At 65.8% G+C, this 17,273-nt stretch carries 17 protein-coding genes; 9 read left to right on the top strand and 8 right to left on the bottom strand.

The window, feature by feature from the left end:
* Nucleotides 1-269: 269 nt before the first annotated feature.
* From D4Q52_RS16530 to D4Q52_RS16520, 3 genes are read right to left on the bottom strand one after another with little or no spacing between them, the layout of a single operon-like run.
* Nucleotides 270-3,095, bottom strand: coding sequence for a DUF4159 domain-containing protein (locus tag D4Q52_RS16530; RefSeq protein ID WP_119857665.1), 2,826 nt, complete (start codon nucleotides 3,093-3,095; stop codon nucleotides 270-272).
* A complete protein-coding gene (locus tag D4Q52_RS16525) occupies nucleotides 3,092-4,030 on the bottom strand; it encodes a DUF58 domain-containing protein (protein WP_119857664.1) in 939 nt (312 codons plus the stop codon). Before D4Q52_RS16525 ends, D4Q52_RS16530 begins: the two co-directional genes overlap by 4 nt.
* Nucleotides 4,030-5,031, bottom strand: coding sequence for an AAA family ATPase (locus D4Q52_RS16520; protein ID WP_119857663.1), 1,002 nt, complete (start codon nucleotides 5,029-5,031; stop codon nucleotides 4,030-4,032). Before D4Q52_RS16520 ends, D4Q52_RS16525 begins: the two co-directional genes overlap by 1 nt.
* Before the next feature lie 246 nt (nucleotides 5,032-5,277).
* Here D4Q52_RS16520 and D4Q52_RS16515 point away from each other — a divergent pair, with 246 nt between their 5' ends.
* Genes D4Q52_RS16515 through D4Q52_RS16500 form a run of 4 tightly spaced genes read left to right on the top strand, consistent with a single transcriptional unit; the run spans nucleotide 5,278 to nucleotide 8,123 of the window.
* Nucleotides 5,278-5,889 carry a DUF1285 domain-containing protein gene (locus D4Q52_RS16515; protein WP_119857662.1) on the top strand — a complete coding sequence of 204 codons (612 nt, stop codon included), beginning with the start codon at nucleotides 5,278-5,280 and terminating at the stop codon, nucleotides 5,887-5,889.
* 58 nt (nucleotides 5,890-5,947) lie between these two features.
* On the top strand, nucleotides 5,948-6,610 hold the full coding sequence (locus D4Q52_RS16510; protein WP_119857661.1) for a CoA pyrophosphatase: 663 nt from the start codon (nucleotides 5,948-5,950) through the stop codon (nucleotides 6,608-6,610).
* A complete protein-coding gene (locus D4Q52_RS16505; protein WP_119857660.1) occupies nucleotides 6,607-6,870 on the top strand; it encodes a DUF6111 family protein in 264 nt (87 codons plus the stop codon). Before D4Q52_RS16510 ends, D4Q52_RS16505 begins: the two co-directional genes overlap by 4 nt.
* Nucleotides 6,867-8,123: a CCA tRNA nucleotidyltransferase gene (locus tag D4Q52_RS16500; protein ID WP_119857659.1), complete on the top strand. Its 1,257-nt coding sequence runs from the start codon at nucleotides 6,867-6,869 to the stop codon at nucleotides 8,121-8,123. Before D4Q52_RS16505 ends, D4Q52_RS16500 begins: the two co-directional genes overlap by 4 nt.
* A 170-nt stretch (nucleotides 8,124-8,293) precedes the next feature.
* Here the strand turns inward: D4Q52_RS16500 and D4Q52_RS16495 are convergent, their stop codons facing one another.
* The 3 genes from D4Q52_RS16495 to D4Q52_RS16485 form a co-directional block, all read right to left on the bottom strand.
* Nucleotides 8,294-8,539 carry a YodC family protein gene (locus D4Q52_RS16495; protein WP_119857658.1) on the bottom strand — a complete coding sequence of 82 codons (246 nt, stop codon included), beginning with the start codon at nucleotides 8,537-8,539 and terminating at the stop codon, nucleotides 8,294-8,296.
* Nucleotides 8,540-8,622: 83 nt separating this feature from the next.
* A complete protein-coding gene (gene queE, locus D4Q52_RS16490) occupies nucleotides 8,623-9,255 on the bottom strand; it encodes a 7-carboxy-7-deazaguanine synthase (RefSeq protein ID WP_119857657.1) in 633 nt (210 codons plus the stop codon).
* Between the two features lie 10 nt (nucleotides 9,256-9,265).
* A complete protein-coding gene (locus D4Q52_RS16485) occupies nucleotides 9,266-9,718 on the bottom strand; it encodes a tRNA (cytidine(34)-2'-O)-methyltransferase (RefSeq protein ID WP_119857656.1) in 453 nt (150 codons plus the stop codon).
* A gap of 277 nt (nucleotides 9,719-9,995) precedes the next feature.
* On the opposite strand from D4Q52_RS16485, the gene petA reads away from it, so the two are divergent.
* The 3 genes from petA (at nucleotide 9,996) to D4Q52_RS16470 (ending at nucleotide 13,487) form a co-directional block, all read left to right on the top strand.
* The gene (petA, locus tag D4Q52_RS16480) at nucleotides 9,996-10,523 is read left to right on the top strand and encodes a ubiquinol-cytochrome c reductase iron-sulfur subunit (RefSeq protein WP_119857673.1); all 528 of its coding nucleotides are present in this window, start codon (nucleotides 9,996-9,998) and stop codon (nucleotides 10,521-10,523) included.
* A gap of 48 nt (nucleotides 10,524-10,571) precedes the next feature.
* The gene (locus D4Q52_RS16475; RefSeq protein WP_119857655.1) at nucleotides 10,572-12,641 is read left to right on the top strand and encodes a cytochrome c1; all 2,070 of its coding nucleotides are present in this window, start codon (nucleotides 10,572-10,574) and stop codon (nucleotides 12,639-12,641) included.
* Nucleotides 12,642-12,812: 171 nt separating this feature from the next.
* Nucleotides 12,813-13,487 carry a dienelactone hydrolase family protein gene (locus D4Q52_RS16470; protein WP_119857654.1) on the top strand — a complete coding sequence of 225 codons (675 nt, stop codon included), beginning with the start codon at nucleotides 12,813-12,815 and terminating at the stop codon, nucleotides 13,485-13,487.
* Between the two features lie 695 nt (nucleotides 13,488-14,182).
* Here the strand turns inward: D4Q52_RS16470 and D4Q52_RS16455 are convergent.
* Together D4Q52_RS16455 and pdxH are read right to left on the bottom strand one after the other, a co-directional pair.
* Nucleotides 14,183-14,956 (bottom strand): SDR family NAD(P)-dependent oxidoreductase, encoded by a 774-nt coding sequence (locus tag D4Q52_RS16455; RefSeq protein WP_119857651.1) that lies wholly within the window; start codon nucleotides 14,954-14,956, stop codon nucleotides 14,183-14,185.
* Complete coding sequence (pdxH, locus tag D4Q52_RS16450) at nucleotides 14,953-15,591, bottom strand: pyridoxamine 5'-phosphate oxidase (protein WP_119857650.1); 639 nt, start codon at nucleotides 15,589-15,591, stop codon at nucleotides 14,953-14,955. The genes D4Q52_RS16455 and pdxH overlap by 4 nt, the downstream gene beginning before the upstream one ends.
* Before the next feature lie 120 nt (nucleotides 15,592-15,711).
* On the opposite strand from pdxH, the gene D4Q52_RS16445 reads away from it, so the two are divergent.
* Complete coding sequence (locus D4Q52_RS16445) at nucleotides 15,712-16,122, top strand: RT0821/Lpp0805 family surface protein (RefSeq protein WP_119857649.1); 411 nt, start codon at nucleotides 15,712-15,714, stop codon at nucleotides 16,120-16,122.
* Nucleotides 16,123-16,243: 121 nt separating this feature from the next.
* Nucleotides 16,244-17,218 carry a DnaJ C-terminal domain-containing protein gene (locus D4Q52_RS16440; RefSeq protein ID WP_119857648.1) on the top strand — a complete coding sequence of 325 codons (975 nt, stop codon included), beginning with the start codon at nucleotides 16,244-16,246 and terminating at the stop codon, nucleotides 17,216-17,218.
* The last annotated feature ends 55 nt before the right edge of the window (nucleotides 17,219-17,273 follow it).

Raw genomic sequence — 17,273 nt, 5'->3', positions numbered from 1 at the left:
TAAGGCGAGCCCGTATTGAAAACAAGCTCCCTCTCAACTCCAACACCGTCATCCTCCGCCGCGCGCCGCGAAGCGACGCGCCTCGAAGGATGGCCGCGCATTTCCTTCTGGCTGTCATCCTTCGAGGCTCGCTGCGCTCGCGCCTCAGGATGACGGCCGCGTATGTAAACCTCACCGTCATTGCGAGCGAAGCGAAGCAATCCAGCCCAGTGCACGGCGCTGGATTGCTTCGTCGCTGCGCTCCTCGCAATGACGGGGAGAGGTCATCGTTATTGCCCCAGCCGCTCGATCAGCGCCGGCGCATGGACCTGGTCGGCTTTGTAGTTGCCGGTCAGGGTGTACATCACGATGTTGACGCCGGCGCGGAAGGCGTATTCGCGTTGGCGGGGCTCGCCCGGGGACAGCGGCAGCATCGGCTGGCCGTCGGGGCGCATCGCCCAGGCACCGGCGAAATCGTTCGAGGTGATGATGATCGGTGACACGCCGTCGCCGCCGCGCGCCGGGCGCGTGGTGTCTTCGTCGTCGTTCTCGCGCGGCAGCGACTCGACCCAGGTCTCGCCGGCGGTAAAGCGTCCCGGGAAGTCGCGCAGCAGATAGAACGTCTTGGTCAGCACGTGCTCGCGCGGCACCGGCTCGAGTTCGGGCACGTCGAGCGACGACAGCAGATTGCGCAGCGTCTGCATGCCGGGCGTCTGCGAGCCGCCGTTGGGGCCGGCCGGGGCCTCGATAGCGTCGCGGGTGTCGAAGATCACCGTGCCACCCTGCTTCATATAGGCGTCGATCCTGTTGAGCGCGTCCTGCGACGGCTTCGGGCTGCCGGCGATGATCGGCCAATAGATCAGCGGGAAGAACGACAGCTCGTCGCGCGCCGGGTCGATGCCCATCGGCTCGCCGGCCTCGAGCGCGGTGCGCTGCGCCAGAAACAGCGTCAGCCCGCTCATGCCGGCTTTGACGATCTGGTCGACGTCGGCATTGCCGGTGACCACATAGGCGAGGTGGGTCTGCGCTGTCGCCTTGATGGCGAACTCATCCTTGGCGGCGTCTGCGAAGCTCGGTTGCGGCAGACTGGCCAGCGGCAGCGCCAGCATCAACGCCAGCGCGGTGGCGACGGCACGGCGGCGGCGCGACAGCAGCGCGGCGAGGCCGCCGCCGAGCAGCGCGACGATCAGGGCATCGAGCGCAAACAGGCCGAGGGAGGAGGCCAGCAGCATGCCGCGCAGGTCGCGCGGCTCCGCGGTGGTGTAGGCAGCGCGGCGCGCCGCGATCGCCGACGTATCCAGCGGCGCCAGCCGGTCGGCGCTCGCCAGCGTGTTGACGGCGATCGGGCCGTCGGCGGGGCCGTAGAAACCGGGCGGATGATCGGCGCTGCCGCGGTCGCGCCAGTCGACCGGGATCGGCTTGGCGGAGGGCGGCGGCGGGCCGAATGCGCCGAAGCCGTCCAGCGTGCGCAGCGGCGCGACAGTCTCGGTGCCCTGAACCTCGGCGGCCACGCCTGCGTCCGGGGTCGAGGTGTAACCCGACATGTCGACCAGCCGGCGCAGCATCTCGACGAAGGTGCCGGACATCGGCAGATCCGACCAGCGCATGTCGGCGCTGACGTGGAACAGCGTCACCAGGCCCTTGCTCCGATGCTCGCCGGTGACCAGCGGCGTGCCGTCGGCGAGCGAGGCCCAGCTTTTGGTCGCCAGCACGGCATCGGGCTCGGCCAGCACCTGGCGGTTGACGGTGACGTCGTTCGGAACGGCAATGCCGGCGAACGGGCCGTCGGCCGCGAACGCCGCGAGCTTCTGCGGCTTCTCCCAGGTCAGGCTGCCGCCGAGGCTGCGGTTGCCCTGGCGCAGCTTCACCGGCACCAGATCGTCGTCGTCCTGCCGCGCCAGCCGCGGGCCGGCGAACCGCACCAGCACGCCGCCCTGGGCGATCCAGGCATCGAGCCGCTGCCGGATTTCCGGCGACAGCGAGCCGACATCGGCCATCACGATCATCGGCAGCTTCTGGTCGAGGAACTGCGCGATCACCTGCTGCGGCGCGCCGCGGTCGCCGAGCCGCACGTCGGCGAACGGCGCCAGCGCGCGCGTGAGATAAAACGTCGGCGCCAGAAGTGGCTGCGCGGTGTCGGTGCTCGCGCCGGAGACGATGCCGATGGCGCGGCGACGCCAACGCTTGTCCAGAAGTTGTACTGCGCCAGCCGAACGCTCGCCCGCAATCTCCAGTCGTGAAATGTCGTTGCGCAGTTCGACCGGGAGTTCGAATGCCGCATCCGTATCGCGGTCCTGCGGCGGGAAGTTGAACGACGCTTCGCCGATCGGCGCGCCTTTGGCGTCGAGCGCCCGCACCGTGCCGGTGTCGAGGCCGCCGGCCTGCGCGCGCAGCACCTTCACGGTCATTTTGGCGGCAGCGTTCTCGGCCGCGGCGAGCGCGTGCGGCGGCGCTGCGCCGCCTTCGACGATGGTGACGTTGCGGCCCTGCAGCAGCTTGGCCAGTGCGCCGACGAATTCACCGCCGCGACCGGTGTCGACGCCGTCCGTCAGCCAGACGATCTCGGCGTCGGCGCTGCTCTTGAGAAAACGCTCGACCGGCGCCAGCGCCTCGACCCGCTCGACCGCGTAAGGCTTGGGCGACAGCTGACGCAGCGACACCCGCGCGGTGCCGGCCGGCATCAGCACCGGATCGCGGGTCGCTTCCGACATCGGCGCCAGCGCCACCGCGCGGCGCGAACTATCCGCTTCGGCGATCAGCTCGTCAGCGGCCTTGATGCGCAGCTCCCAGTTCGAGGCTGAGCTCCAGCCGTCGTCGAGCATGATCAGCAGCGGGCCATTGCTGTTGCCCGCAGCGGTCTGCGGATTCCAGATCGGGCCGGCCAACGCAAAGATCACCAGCGCGGCGGCGAGCATGCGCAGCGCCGTCAGCCACCATGGTGTGCGGGACGGCGTCTCTTCCTTCGGGGAAATCTCGAACAGCAGCCGGGTCGGCGGGAAGTCGATCCGGCGCGGCTTCGGCGGGGTGACGCGCAGCAGCCACCACAGCGCCGGCAGCGCCAGCAGGCCGAACAGCAGCAGCGGCTGGGCGAACGACAGAGGCAAACCGCCGATCATGCGCCGAGCCCCGCTTTGCTGCCGCGATCCGTGCTGTGGGCGTTGGTCATGCCGGCATGCAGGAACAGCAGCAATTCGGCGGCGGAGCGGCTGGTGGTATGGGTCGAGAACAGCCAGTCGAGCTTGCCGGTTTCAATCCGGATGGCGTCACGATGCGCCGCCACCAGCGCCACGTAGTCACTCGCCCAGGTCTCGGCCCGGCCCGCGGTAATCGCGCCGCCGCCCTCGGGCTCGACGAATTCGACCCGCCCGGCAAACGGAAAGCTCTCTTCGGACGGATCGACCACCTGCACCAGCGAGCCATGTGCGCCCGACCCGGACAGCCCCGCCAGCATCTTGCGGATGTCACCGACCGGCGACCAGAAATCCGACAGCACCACGATTTCCGCCAGCGACGACGGCACGAAAGACGGCGGCAGGCTGTCGCGCGACGTGGTGTCGTGCAGGATTGCCTGCGCCATCTTGTCGATCACATTGCTACTTGAGGTGGGATTCATCAGGCCCGGAATGCCGACGCGCTCGCCGCCCGCGACCAGGAGTTCGGCCAGCGCGAAGGTCACGATCAAGGCCCGTTCGAGCTTGCTGTCGCGCGCGCTCTTCGAGGCGTAGGCCATCGAGGCGGAGCGGTCCGGCCACAGCCACACGGTATGCGCGGCCTCCCATTCCAACTCGCGGACGTAAAGGTGATCGTCGCGTGCCGAGCGACGCCAGTCGACGCGGGTGGCCGGCTCGCCGGAAACGAAGCGACGGTACTGCCAGAAGTTTTCGCCGGCGCCGGCGCGGCGGCGGCCGTGCAGACCATGGGTGACATTGTTGGCGATACGGCGGGCTTCGAGCATCAGGCGCGGCAAGGATGCGGCAAGCGTACGGCTTTCGCCATCCGCGCGTCTGACTGCCAGCGTCTCCCTGTTCGGCTGCTCGGTCGCCTGCGCCATCAGCCGATCCGGCTCTTGAGCTGCCGGATCACCTCGGCGATGGTGCGGCCTTCGGCGCGCGCCGAGAATGTCAGCGCCATGCGGTGTTTCAGCACGGGCTCGGCGAGATCGAGCACATCGTCGATCGACGGCGCCAGCCGGCCGTCGAGCAGTGCGCGGGCGCGCACCGCCAGCATCAGCGACTGGCTGGCGCGCGGGCCGGGGCCCCAGGCGATCAGCTTGCCGAGATCGCCGGCTTCCGGACCCGGACGCGCCGAGCGCACCAGCGACAGAATCGCCTCGACCACGGAATCGCCGACCGGCAGTCGGCGCACCAGCCGCTGCGCCGACACCAGCAGTTCGGCATTCATGGAGACCTTCGGTGCGCTCTGCTCGGCGCCGGTGGTGTCGAACAGAATGCGGCGCTCGGCGTCGCGGTCCGGATAGTCGACGTCGATTTCCATCAGGAAGCGGTCGAGCTGCGCTTCCGGCAGCGGATAGGTGCCTTCCTGCTCCAGCGGGTTCTGGGTGGCGAGCACGTGGAAGGGCTTCGGCAGATCGTGCCGCGCACCGGCCACGGTGATGTGCTGCTCCTGCATCGCCTGCAGCAGCGCGGACTGGGTGCGCGGGCTGGCGCGGTTGATTTCGTCGGCCATCAGCAGCTGCGCGAACACCGGGCCGGCGATGAAGCGGAACGACCGCTTGCCGCCGGTGGATTCGTCGAGAACCTCAGCGCCGAGAATGTCGGACGGCATCAGGTCGGGCGTGAACTGGATCCGCTTGGCATCGAGGCCGAGCACCACGCCCAAGGTTTCGACCAGCTTGGTCTTGGCAAGACCGGGCACGCCAATCAGCAGCGCATGCCCGCCGGCCAGGATGGTAACCAATGTATTATCGACCACGCGTTCCTGGCCGAAGATGACGGTGGCGATCGCTTCCTTGGCGGCGCGCACGTCGCTGGCGATCTGCTCGGCCGAGCGGACGATCACGTCTTCGAGCTTCTCGACACTGTCCGCTGCCATCCAGTCTCTCCTGTTCACGCTTGTCGTCGGCCAGCCTATCGGGCGCGGCATCGTGTCGTTTGCGCCCGCATGCTAGGCTGCCCTCTGCGACGAAGCGAAGGCTATGGTTTTATTGGCCAAATCTATCCCCACATTATGAGCATCGAGGAATTGCGCCCATCACGATGTGGAGAGTTATCCGAAGCAGCACGTTGCCGAAGATGTGCAGCTCTCGTGCCAAACAGACATTCAAGGTCGGGGTAAACCATGGCGAAGCAAGGGCAGACGGCGAACCGCAATCTCGACGGGCTGACGGCGGCCGCGCGTGACGCAGCGGAGCAGGTCGCCTCAGGCAAGGGATTGCCGCCGGTGCATCTGTGGAATCCGCCGTTCTGCGGCGATCTCGATATGCGCATCGCCAGCGATGGAACCTGGTTCTATCTCGGCACGCCGATTGGACGTCCGGCGCTGGTGCGGCTGTTCTCCACGATCCTCAAGCGCGAGGACGGCAAGCACTTTCTGGTGACGCCTGTCGAGAAGGTCGGCATCAAGGTCGATGATGCGCCGTTCACCGCTGTCGAGATGGTCAAGGACAGTGACGCGGGCGGACCCTCCCTGCGCTTTCGCACCAACGTCGACGACTGGGTGACGTGCAATATCGAGCATGGTCTGCGCTTCGAGGTCGCAGAGGACGGCGGGCTGATGCCGTATTTGCATGTCCGAGCCGACCTGTGGGCGAAGGTGACGCGGGCGTTGTATTACGATCTGGTTGACATCGGCGAGGAGCGGATGGTCGATGGGGTGCCGAAGTTCGGCATTGCTTCCGGTGGCGCATTCTTCGCAATGGCCGACGCGGAGCAGATGAGGGAATCACTTTGATCTTAGAGGTATTGAACTGGGACGTGCTGAACTGGGACGCGCTTTGAACGGGCCGACGATGACGATCGAATCTGCCCCGGCAAGCATCAGTTCGGCGGACTTCTTCGATCGCGCGCAGCGGCGCTTGCGGTTCGATGTGCCGCCGGCGCTGACCGATGCGAGCATCGTGCCCACCACCGGCGACGCCGGCACCGATCGGATGCTGCGGCTGATCGCCGAGGAGCGGCCGATCCGTCCGGCCGCGGTGCTGATCCCGGTGATCGAGCACGCCGAGCCGACCGTGCTTTTGACGATGCGCGCGGCGCATCTCAACGATCACGCCGGCCAGATCTCGTTTCCCGGCGGCAAGATCGATCCCGGCGACAACTCACCGCTCGACGCCGCGCTGCGCGAGGCCGAGGAGGAAATCGGGCTCGATCGCTCTTATGTCGAGCCGATCGGCTATCTCGACGTTTACGGCACCGGCTTCGGCTTCCGCATTCTGCCGACGGTGGCGCGGGTGCGGCCGGGCTTCAAACTGACGATCAACAAGGGCGAGGTCGACGACGCCTTCGAGGTGCCGCTGTCGTTCCTGATGAATCCCGGCAATCACCAGCTGCACAGCAAGGAGTTTCGCGGCGCGCAGCGTTCTTACTACGCAATGCCGTTCGCCGAACGCTACATCTGGGGCGCCACCGCGGGCATCCTGCGGGTGCTGTACGAACGGATCTGCCTGCCATGATCCGTGCAGTTCTGACGGAAGTCGCGATCTTCCTGATCCCTTTCATCCTCTACGCGGTCTATCTGGTGATCACGCGGGCGGCGCTGACGCATCGCGCATCGTGGCCGTTCCGGGTCGTGGCCTGGCTGCTGATCGCGGCGCTGGCGCTGGTGATCGTCAGCCTGCTGCTGTTGGTGCATTATTCGGGCGCGCCGCCCGGCGCCACCTACGTGCCGGCGCATGTCGAGGACGGCCGGCTCGTGCCAGGGGCTGAAAAATGACCGGCGCAGCGGTGCGCGCCGATGCGCCCTGGCTGCACGGCGGCCCGGCCGCCAAGGTGCTCGCACTGCTGAACGGCGGCGGCGAGGAAGCGCGCGTGGTCGGCGGCGCGGTGCGCAACGCGCTGCTGCGGCTGCCGATCGGCGACATCGACATCGCCACCACGGCGCTGCCCGACGAAGTCGTCCGCCGTGCCAAGGCGGCCGGCATCAAGGCGGTGCCGACCGGGATCGAGCACGGCACCGTAACGCTGGTGCTGGAGGGCCACGGCTTCGAAGTCACCACGCTGCGCGAAGACGTCGAGACCTTCGGCCGCAAGGCACGAGTCGCTTTCGGCCGCGACTGGGTGCGCGACGCGCAACGCCGCGACTTCACCGTCAATGGCCTTTCGTTGACCGCCGACGGAGTGGTGCACGACTATGTCGGCGGGCTCGACGACATCGCGGCGCGGCGGGTGCGGTTCATTGGCGATCCCGACCAGCGCATCGCCGAAGACTATCTCCGCATCCTGCGGTTCTTCCGCATCCATGCCGCCTATGGCGCCGGCGCGCCGGAGCGGGAAGGGCTGCTCGCCTGTCTGCGCGGCCGCGGCGGCCTTGCGGCCCTGTCCGCCGAACGGATGCGGATGGAGATCCTCAAGCTGATGGTGGCGGACGGCGCGCTCGCCTCGGTGGTGGCGATGGCCGACGGCGGCCTGCTGCTCGCCGTGCTCGGCGGCGTCAGCTATCCGGGCACGCTGGCGGCGATGATCCAAGCCGAGGCCGCGCTCGGACTGCCGGCCGATCCGGTACGGCGGCTCGGAGCGCTGGCGGTCGCGGTCACCGAGGACGCCAAGCGGCTGACGCAGCGGCTGAGGTTGTCGAAGGCCGAAACCAAGCGGCTGGACTCCATGGGTCACCGCTGGTGGCGGCTCGCCGGGATGGACGAAGCGACTGCGCGCCGCCGGCTGTATCGGCTCGGCGAGCCGCGCTTCCACGACCGCATGATGCTGGCTTGGGCGCGCGCCGGAAGCCGCGCCGATCCGGCCTATTGGCGCGATCGCATCGCCTTGCCGCAACGCTGGAGCGCGCCGACGTTCCCGCTGAAAGCCGCCGACTTCATCGCCCGCGGCTTCGCCGCGGGACCGGCGCTCGGTCATGTCCTGACGCTTGCGGAGGATGGCTGGCTGGCGGCGGATTTCCCGCTGGAGCCGGCGCGGCTGCAGGTCATCGCCGATCAGGCCGCGGCGCGGTTCGCCAAGGATCATCTGCTGTAGCTTGGTCCACGGCGAGCAACGATGTCGCCGATCTCCTCGTCATGGCCGGGCTTGTTCCAGCCATCCACGCCTTTTCTGGGTTTGCGTCAGCAGGGCGTGGATGCCCGGGACAAGCCCGGGCAAGACGGATGGTGAACTTGCGGCTGGCAGCAGCGATGCCGGGCAACGTCTCAGGCGACTTTGTTGGCCTTAGCGTCTTCGTCGTCGGCGCCGTCTTCGTCCAGATCGTCGTCCTCATCCTCGTCGTCGTCAGCAACCTCGATTGCTTCGAGCACGGCGAGCGGCAGGGTCTCGCGGAACAGTTCGCCTTCTTCGCCCATCCAGACGCAGACCGCCTCGTCGGCGCGGGCCTCAGCCACCGTCATGGCCTGTCCGCCCGATTTCAGGATGACGACGTCGCCTGCTTTTAAGTCCATGTTTGGCTCCCGCTGAACGTGTTGTTTCACGCGGCGGAGCCTAGCGGTCTGGCATGACAGGCCGATCACGGTGGGCGGCCGCGCTAGCGGATGCCGATGACCTTGTGGGTCTGAACGCTCAGCCGCCATTGCGGGTGGCGGAGGCAATAGTCGATCGCCGCCTGAGTGTTGGCGACCTGGTCCGGGCCGTCCATCGGTTGCAATGCAAACCGCTCGAAGGGCAGATCCTGGAACTGCTCCGGCATTGCGCCGGCCTGCGGAAACACCAGTTTCAGTTCGTTGCCGCACTGCACCCGAAGCGGAGCGCCGGCTTTCGGACTGACACAAAGCCAATCGATTCCGAGAGGTGGTTGGATTGTACCATTGGTTTCGACGCCAATGGCGAAGCCGTGCTTGTGCAGTGCGTCAATTAGTTGAGTGTCGAGTTGCAGAAGTGGCTCACCACCGGTGATCACTACATAGCGGTCGCGCTCGTCACCTCTCCATTGCGCTGCAACAATTGCGGCGAGCTGATCAGCGTCGGCGTAGCGGCCGCCCAGCGTGCCGTCGGTGCCGACGAAGTCAGTATCGCAGAACTGGCACACCGCCTGATCGCGGTCCTGCTCACGCCCCGTCCACAGATTGCATCCTGCAAATCTGCAGAACACCGAGGCGCGTCCGGCATGCGCACCTTCGCCCTGCAAGGTCAGAAAGATCTCTTTCACCGCGTAGCTCACATCGTGTCCTTTACTCGTAGCGGGTCTGCCGGAGCGCCTCGCCGACCACCAAAGCGGCCGCCATTGCGACGTTGAGCGAGCGCATCTGCGGCTGCATCGGAATCACCACGCGCGCATCCGCCGTATCGGCGACTTGTTGCGGAACGCCAGCGCTTTCTCGCCCCAGCAACAGCACGTCAGTGGATCGGTAACGCTGTTGCAGATAGGGCGTTACGCCTTTGGTTGTAAGTAAAATCACGCGACAGTCAGCAGCCTCTCGCCACTGCATGAATTTTGACCAGGAATCGTGTCGGATGATCGTTACCTGATCGAGATAGTCCATTCCCGCGCGACGGAAATGGCGATCCGAGATTGGAAATCCCGCGGGCTCGATGATGTGAGCTTCGACGCTCAAACACGCGCAAAACCGAAGGATAGTGCCGGTGTTCTGAGGAATGTCGGGCTGATAAAGGGCGATCCGCATTCCGTAATGCTCCGTAGCAACTGAATCATAACTCGCAGGGTGAGAAGACGACGCGAAGGAATTGTTCGGGCCGCGGTGATTAGCCCTTCGCGGACTTGCGCTCTACCGGCAAGGGTGCCAATAGATCGATTCTGAACTGTCTGTTTCTAGCTGACCGGCTGATGACAAGCAGCCTTGGGATGCGTGGGCTGCGAAGTTCGGCGATCCTGCCTCGGGCGATGATTTCGCACCTGCCAGAACCGTCTCGCCGGCCGCAGAGATGAAAGGGCTTTGGATCGTGACGACAGAGACTTCGGCGGAACCGACGCGCCGTGATTTTCTCTATATCGCAACCGGCGCCGTGGCCGCTGTCGGCGCAGCCGCGACGGTGTGGCCGTTCATCGCGCAGATGAACCCGGATGCCTCGACGATCGCGGCGGGCGCGCCGATCGAAGTCGATCTCACGCCGATCGCCGAAGGGCAGGACATCAAGGTGTTCTGGCGCGGCAAGCCGATCTACATCATGAACCGCACCAAGAAGCAGGTCGAGGAAGCGTTGGCCGTCAACGTCTCGTCGCTGCCCGATCCGCAGACCGATCAGGAGCGCACCAAGCCGGGCCACGAGCAGTGGCTGGTGGTGATCGGCATCTGCACCCATCTCGGCTGCATCCCGATCGCGCACGAAGGTCTGTTCGACGGCTTCTTCTGCCCCTGCCACGGTTCGCAATATGATTCCTCCGGCCGCATCCGCCAGGGTCCGGCGCCGCTGAATCTGCCGGTCCCCCCCTATCAGTTCGTCTCCGACACCAAAATCCAGATCGGCTGACGCGCTGCCCTTCAGCGTCGCTACATTCCCTTGCCCTAGGATCGCATCATGAGCGGACCATCGACCTATCAGCCGCAGAGCCCCTTCATGAAGTGGCTCGAGCAGCGCCTGCCGATCGCCGGCTTGGTTCATTCTTCCTTCATCGCCTATCCGACTCCGCGCAACCTGAACTACTGGTGGACGTTCGGCGCCATCCTGTCGATGATGCTGGCGGTGCAGATCGTCACCGGCATCGTGCTGGCGATGCACTACACCCCGCATGTCGATCTCGCCTTCGACTCCGTCGAGCGGATCGTGCGTGACGTCAATTACGGCTGGTTGCTGCGCAACATGCACGCCGCCGGCGCGTCGATGTTCTTCATCGCGGTCTACGTCCACATGTTCCGCGGCCTGTATTACGGGTCGTACAAGGCGCCGCGCGAGGTGCTGTGGATCCTCGGCGTCATCATCTACCTGCTGATGATGGCCACTGGCTTCATGGGCTACGTGCTGCCGTGGGGCCAGATGAGCTTCTGGGGCGCCACCGTCATCACCAACCTGTTCTCGGCGGTTCCGTTCGTCGGCGACAGCATCGTGACGCTGCTGTGGGGCGGTTATTCGGTCGGCAACCCGACGTTGAACCGGTTCTTCTCGCTGCACTATCTGCTGCCCTTCGTGATCGCCGGCGTCGTCGTGCTGCACGTCTGGGCGTTGCACGTCACCGGCCAGAACAACCCGGCCGGCGTCGAGCCCAAGACCGAGAAGGACACCGTTCCGTTCACGCCCTATGCGACGATGAAGGACATGTTCGGCATGTCCTGCTTCCTGCTGTTCTACGCGTGGTTCATCTTCTACATGCCGAACTATCTCGGCGACCCGGAGAATTACGTTCCGGCCAACCCGGGCGTGACCCCGGCGCACATCGTGCCCGAATGGTACTATCTGCCGTTCTACGCGATCCTGCGCTCCATCCCGAACAAGCTGCTCGGCGTCGTGGCGATGTTCGGCGCGATCCTGGTGCTGCTGTTCCTGCCCTGGCTGGACAGCGCCAAGGTTCGCTCGTCGCGCTATCGGCCGCTTGCCAAGCGGTTCTTCTGGGGCTTCGTGGCTACCTGCCTGATGCTCGGCTGGCTTGGCGGCAAGCCAGCCGAGGGCATCTACACGGTGCTGGCCCGCGTCTTCACCTTCTTCTACTTCGCCTACTTCCTGATCGTGCTGCCGCTGCTGTCGCGGGTCGAGAAGACCCTGCCGGTGCCGAACTCGATTGCCGAAGACGTGCTGAACAAGGGCAAGATCCTGAAGACGACGGCCGCCAGCCTGTTCGCCGTGCTGCTCGGGGGCTCGCTGCTGGTCGGCGGCATGCAGACCGCCAAGGCGGCGGAAGGCGGCGAAGCTCCGCCGTCGCTGGACTGGAGCTTCTCGGGGCCGTTCGGCACCTATGATCGCGCCCAGCTGCAGCGTGGCTTCAAGGTCTACAAGGAGGTCTGCTCGGCCTGTCACTCGCTGAAGTTGCTGCAGTATCGCAACCTCGCCGAGCCCGGTGGCCCGAGCTTTACGCTCGACCAGGCCAAGGCGATCGCCGCCGAAGCCTCGATCAAGGACGGCCCCAACGACGCCGGCGAGATGTTCGAACGCCCCGGCCGTCTGGCCGACACCTTCCACTCGCCGTTCCCGAACGAGCAGGCCGCCCGTGCGGCCAATGGCGGCGCCTACCCGCCGGACATGTCGCTGCTCGCCAAGGCGCGGTCCTATGCGCGTGGCTTCCCGCAGTTCGTGTTCGACCTGTTCACCCAGTTCCAGGAGCAGGGCCCGAACTACATCGACGCGTTGATCCAGGGCTATCAGGATCCGCCGCCGGAAGGATTCACGCTGCCGGACGGCTCCTACTACAACAAGTGGTACCCGGGCCATTCGATCAAGATGCCGCCGCCGATCTCCGACGGTCAGGTGACCTATGACGATGGTGCGCCGCAGACCGTGCAGCAATACGCCAAGGATATCTCGGCGTTCCTGATGTGGGCCGCCGAACCGCACCTCGAAGCCCGCAAGCGGCTCGGCCTGCAGGTCATGATCTTCCTGCTCATCCTCAGCGGCTTGCTGTACTTCACCAAGCGCAAGGTGTGGTCGAACGTGCACTGAGCGGCCGCTCGCCCGATTGGCGTGTTCGACAGACACGCGACAGAAAGCCCCCCTTGTGGGGGCTTTTTTGTTTACGTGGTCTGCGCGCCAGAGCCGCGGTCCGGGCAATTGCATCCGTCGGGCAGGGCGGACAATATGCGCCGCAACGAAAGTGCAATTGATGGAGGATTCATGGGCACGATCATCACCTTCAAGCGTCCTGACGGCAAAGAGGCGAGCGGCTATCTGGCCAACGCGGCGCGCGGCAATGCGCCCGGCGTCGTGGTGATCCAGGAATGGTGGGGCCTGTCCGAGCAGATCAAGGGGCTGACGGATCGTTTTGCGCTCGCCGGTTTCGACGCGCTCGCGCCCGACCTCTACAACGGCAAGGTCGTGCCCTATCACGACACGGACGCCGCCAATGCGGAGATGGGGTCGCTCGACTTCATGGACGCGACGACGCAGACCGTGCGCGGCGCCGCCGCCTATCTGTCGCGCAACGGCGCCAAGGTCGGGCTCACCGGCTTCTGCCTCGGCGGCGCTGTGACCGTGATCGGCGCGTGCAAGATCCCCGAGCTGAGCGCCGCGGTTGTGTTCTACGGCATCCCGCCGGAGCAGGCCGCCAAGCCGTCGGAAGTTCGCGTGCCGATGCAGGGCCATTTCGCCAATCGCGACGATTGGTGCACGCCGCAGGTGGTGGACGCGTTCGAGAAGGGGATGAAGGACGCCGGCAAGTCGGCGGAATTCTTCCGCTACGAGGCCGACCATGCCTTCGTCAACGAGCAGCGCGCGGCGGTGCATGACCGTGAAGCGGCGGAGCTGGCGTGGTCGCGAGCGACCGAGTTTTTCGCAAAGCATCTCGGCTGAACGTTGATTGCCCCTAAAATTTGAGCTTTCGACTGAACATTTGGAAGAAGGGTTGCTGCGATAAAGGCTGTCAGAACTACGAGGACAGCAATGGTTGACAAAGTTGTAAAGCCTGGTCGCAACATCATCGACTTCGCAAACTATCAGCGAGCACAGCGGCCGAGTCCGACGACAGCGATGAGTGGCCGTTTCTGCCGGTATTGCGGGGCCGCCCTCATGGACGACGACCGCGAAGAGGATTGCTCGAGCGCGGGCATCCTGCAACAAGCCCCCACGCGAACCCGGCCCACCCGCCGGTTTCGCGCGGACTAACATGTTAGCCGATGCGTGCAAGCGGTCGTTGCTGATCGCGCGGTCGCGCGCTCGCGATGAGTCTTCCCATTCACTGACTCACGTCATGCCCGGCCTTGTGCCGGGCATCCACGCCTTGCAGCGCTACCGCGCACGAAGGCGTGGATGGCCGGGACAAGCCCGGCCATGACGAACATTGCTCGACGTCGAAATACATTCGGCCAGCATGGGGCGCCACCCGAGCCGTCATTGCGAAGAGCGAAGTGACGAAGCAATCCAGCGTCAGTGCACTGAGCTGGATTGCTTCGCTTCGCTCGCAATGTCCACACCGAGCTTGCATGGATGTAATCTAAGGCATGAATGGCCGGGACAAGCCCGGCCATCACGGTCGTACTACTTCGTTACTAAACGTGCTGGCCGCCGTTGATGTGGATCTCGGCGCCGTTCACGTAGGACGAGGTCTCGGTGCACAGCACGTAGATGATCTTGGCGACTTCGTCCGGCGTGCCGAGGCGGCGCATCGGGATGTCTTCCTGGACGATCTTCTCGGTGCCGGGCGACAGGATCGAGGTGTCGATCTCGCCGGGTGCGATCGAATTGACCCGCACGCCGATCGGGCCGAAGTCGGACGCCATCTCGCGCGTCAGCGCGGCGAGTGCCGCCTTGGAGGTGGCGTAGGCGGCGCCGGCGAACGGATGCACACGCGAGCCGGCGATCGAGGTGACGTTGACGACCGAGCCCTTCGCGGCCTTGAGCTCCTCGATCAGTCCGCGCGCCATCATGATCGGCGCGAAGAAGTTGACGTGGAAGACGTGCTCCCAGGTGTCCATCTCGGTATCGATCGAGCCCAATCGTTTCCCGCCCGCGGCCTTCGGCGAGATCGCCGCGTTGTTGACCAGCGCATGCACCAGCGCGCCGTCGAGCCGCTCGCGGATTTCGCCGATGCCGCGCAACGTGTCGGCGCGGTCGCCGAGGTTCATCTGGATGTGATCCTCGGGGCCGGCGCCCCACGGGCACTCTTCCGGAAATGAATGCCGCGAGCAGGTGATCACCCGCCAGCCGGCGCTGGAAAACCGGATTGCCGTGGCGTGGCCGATGCCCCGGCTGGCGCCGGTCAGAATCATCGTCCGGCGCTGCGCGTTGGTCTCTGGCGCGCGCTTCGGGGTGTCGGGATTCATGGATAAAGCCTTGTCTTGGTCCACGGAGCAGCCGGCGTATCGCGGCTGAATTCAATGCGGTCGTGCAGCCGATACGGGCGGTCGTGCCAGAATTCGATCCGCGACGGCGTGATCCGCCAGCCGCTCCAGCCCGGCGGCCGCGGCACGTCGCCGATCAGATGCCTCGCCGCGACCTTGGCAATTGCCTGCTCGAACGCGAACCGGCTCTCCAGCGGCTGCGACTGCTTGCTGGCCCAGGCGCCGATCTGCGCCTGCTTCGGCCGCGTGGCGAAATAGGCGTCGGCTTCGGCGTCGGTCACCGGCGTCACCGTGCCGCGAATGCGCACCTGCCGGCGCAGCGACTTCCAGTGAAACAGCAGCGCCGCCTTCGGGTTTGCGGCGAGCTCGCGGCCTTTCTGACTGGCGATGTGGCTGTAGAAAACGAAACCCTCGCTGTCATAGCCCTTCATCAGCACCATCCGGACATCCGGCAGACCGTCGGGATCGACGGTTGCCAGCGCCATCGCATTCGGGTCGTTCGGTTCGGACGCGGTCGCTTCGGCAAGCCATTCGGCGAACAGGCCAAATGGGTTCTCCGCCGCGGTGAAATCACCGGACGTTAACTCACTGTGGTGTTTGATGGAGGTATCGCTCATGCGAGGGGATCCGACTTGTGCTTCACCGCGCTCCCGAACGCGCCGGCGGCTTTGTATAGGCGAGACCTATATAGGGCACGGCGGTGCGTTGTCCTATCGACGATCGGCCGGTCGACCGGGTTGATAGTCATTCTAATGGGCGTGGGACTTGGCGGCTGCAGCGTCGGCGGCAAGCAGACGGCGTTTGCCCAAATGGACGCCACCGAGTTTACCGGATCGATCGCCGCGCTGACGCCGTCGGCGCAAAACGGCCCGAGCGAAGCCGATCTGGCATTGGCACGGATCGCCGCCTCCGATGTGCTGACCAAAGGCGGCAAGGATTCCAGCCAGCCGTGGGAGAACCCGGCCACCGGCGCGCGCGGTTCGGTGACGCCGATCGCCGCCGCCTACACGGCCGAAGGCCGGTCCTGCCGCGATTTCCTCGCCAGCTACGTCAAGGAGGGCTCCGAAAGCTGGATGCAGGGCGCCGCCTGCCGGTCCGCCCAAGGGCTTTGGGAAATCCGCTCGCTCAAGCCGTGGCGCCGCAGCTAACGGTGCGCAGCCGCGAAACCGGGCCAAAGCGGTTGCAAAACAGACACAAACACCCCAGATGAAACTCGACTGGGCGCTCTGCCCAAGGTTGGATTCCTGATTTCTGAAGGAGACGTGACGGATGCGCGACCCCTACGAGGTCCTGGGGGTGCAGCGGGACGCCAGCGCTGCGGCGATCAAAAGCGCCTATCGCAAGCTGGCCAAGAAGCATCACCCCGACGCGAACAAGAATGACCCGAAGGCCGCCGCCCGTTTCGCCGAGGTCAATTCCGCCAATGAGATCCTCGGTGACGAGGCCAAACGTAAGCAATTCGACCGCGGCGAAATCGACGCCGAGGGCAAGCCGAAATTTCAGGGCTTCCCTGGCGGCGGTGGTGCGCGCGGCGGACGCGCCGGAGGTCCCGGTGGCGGCTTCGAACAGTACAATTTCCGCAGCGGCGCCGGTGGTTTCAGCGGCGGTGGCGGCGCGGGCTTCGAAGACATTCTGAATTCGATGTTCGGCGGCGCGGCTGGGATGCGCGGTGGCGCGCGCGGCGGCGCGGGCTTTGATTTCGACAGCGGCGGCTTCGCCCCGGACCTCGACCAGAGCGTCGCCATGACGGTGACGCTGGAAGAGGCCGCGAAGGGCACCGAGAAGCGCGTGCGGCTGCCGACCGGCAAGGAGCTCAACGTCAAGATCCCGGCCGGCGTCGGCTCGGGTCAGCAGATCCGGCTGAAGGGGCAGGGCGAGAGCGCGCCCGGCCATCGGCCCGGCGACCTGTTGATCACCGTGAACTACGCGCCGCATCCGCACTTCAAGGTCGACGGCAGCGATCTGCGGCTAGAGCTGCCGATCACGCTGTACGAGGCCGTGCTGGGCGCCAAGGTCCGCGTCCCGACGCTGACCGGCGCGATCGAGCTGTCGATCCCGAAAAACACGTCGAGCGGGCGCACCTTCCGGCTCAAGGGCAAAGGTCTGCCGAAGAACGGCGGCGCCGGCGACCTGTTCGTCACCACCCGCATCGTGCTGCCCGACGGCCACGACGCCGAACTCGAGGCACTGATGACCAAGTGGCGCGACGGCCACCCGTATTATCCGCGCAGCGATCTGGGATAAGTGACACCTTATCGGCCGGCACAGCCTAACCTCTCCCCGCGTGCGGGGAGAGGTC

Source organism: Rhodopseudomonas palustris, assembly GCF_003591005.1.
Taxonomy (GTDB): Bacteria; Pseudomonadota; Alphaproteobacteria; order Rhizobiales; family Xanthobacteraceae; genus Rhodopseudomonas; species Rhodopseudomonas palustris_K.
The sequence above is the reverse complement of the archived record's forward strand: the minus strand, read 5'-3'. Positions and strand labels throughout refer to the sequence as shown.

Coding starts and splice junctions, on each gene's coding strand:
- D4Q52_RS16525 (WP_119857664.1), bottom strand. CDS start 4,030: ATGGCGCAGGCGACCGAGCAGCCGAACAGGGAGACGCTGGCAGTCAGA.
- D4Q52_RS16520 (WP_119857663.1), bottom strand. CDS start 5,031: ATGGCAGCGGACAGTGTCGAGAAGCTCGAAGACGTGATCGTCCGCTCG.
- D4Q52_RS16495 (WP_119857658.1), bottom strand. CDS start 8,539: ATGGACTTAAAAGCAGGCGACGTCGTCATCCTGAAATCGGGCGGACAG.
- D4Q52_RS16440 (WP_119857648.1), top strand. CDS start 16,244: ATGCGCGACCCCTACGAGGTCCTGGGGGTGCAGCGGGACGCCAGCGCT.
- D4Q52_RS16455 (WP_119857651.1), bottom strand. CDS start 14,956: ATGAATCCCGACACCCCGAAGCGCGCGCCAGAGACCAACGCGCAGCGC.
- pdxH (WP_119857650.1), bottom strand. CDS start 15,591: ATGAGCGATACCTCCATCAAACACCACAGTGAGTTAACGTCCGGTGAT.
- D4Q52_RS16505 (WP_119857660.1), top strand. CDS start 6,607: ATGATCCGTGCAGTTCTGACGGAAGTCGCGATCTTCCTGATCCCTTTC.
- D4Q52_RS16510 (WP_119857661.1), top strand. CDS start 5,948: ATGACGATCGAATCTGCCCCGGCAAGCATCAGTTCGGCGGACTTCTTC.
- D4Q52_RS16530 (WP_119857665.1), bottom strand. CDS start 3,095: ATGATCGGCGGTTTGCCTCTGTCGTTCGCCCAGCCGCTGCTGCTGTTC.
- D4Q52_RS16475 (WP_119857655.1), top strand. CDS start 10,572: ATGAGCGGACCATCGACCTATCAGCCGCAGAGCCCCTTCATGAAGTGG.
- D4Q52_RS16470 (WP_119857654.1), top strand. CDS start 12,813: ATGGGCACGATCATCACCTTCAAGCGTCCTGACGGCAAAGAGGCGAGC.
- D4Q52_RS16500 (WP_119857659.1), top strand. CDS start 6,867: ATGACCGGCGCAGCGGTGCGCGCCGATGCGCCCTGGCTGCACGGCGGC.
- D4Q52_RS16515 (WP_119857662.1), top strand. CDS start 5,278: ATGGCGAAGCAAGGGCAGACGGCGAACCGCAATCTCGACGGGCTGACG.
- D4Q52_RS16485 (WP_119857656.1), bottom strand. CDS start 9,718: ATGCGGATCGCCCTTTATCAGCCCGACATTCCTCAGAACACCGGCACT.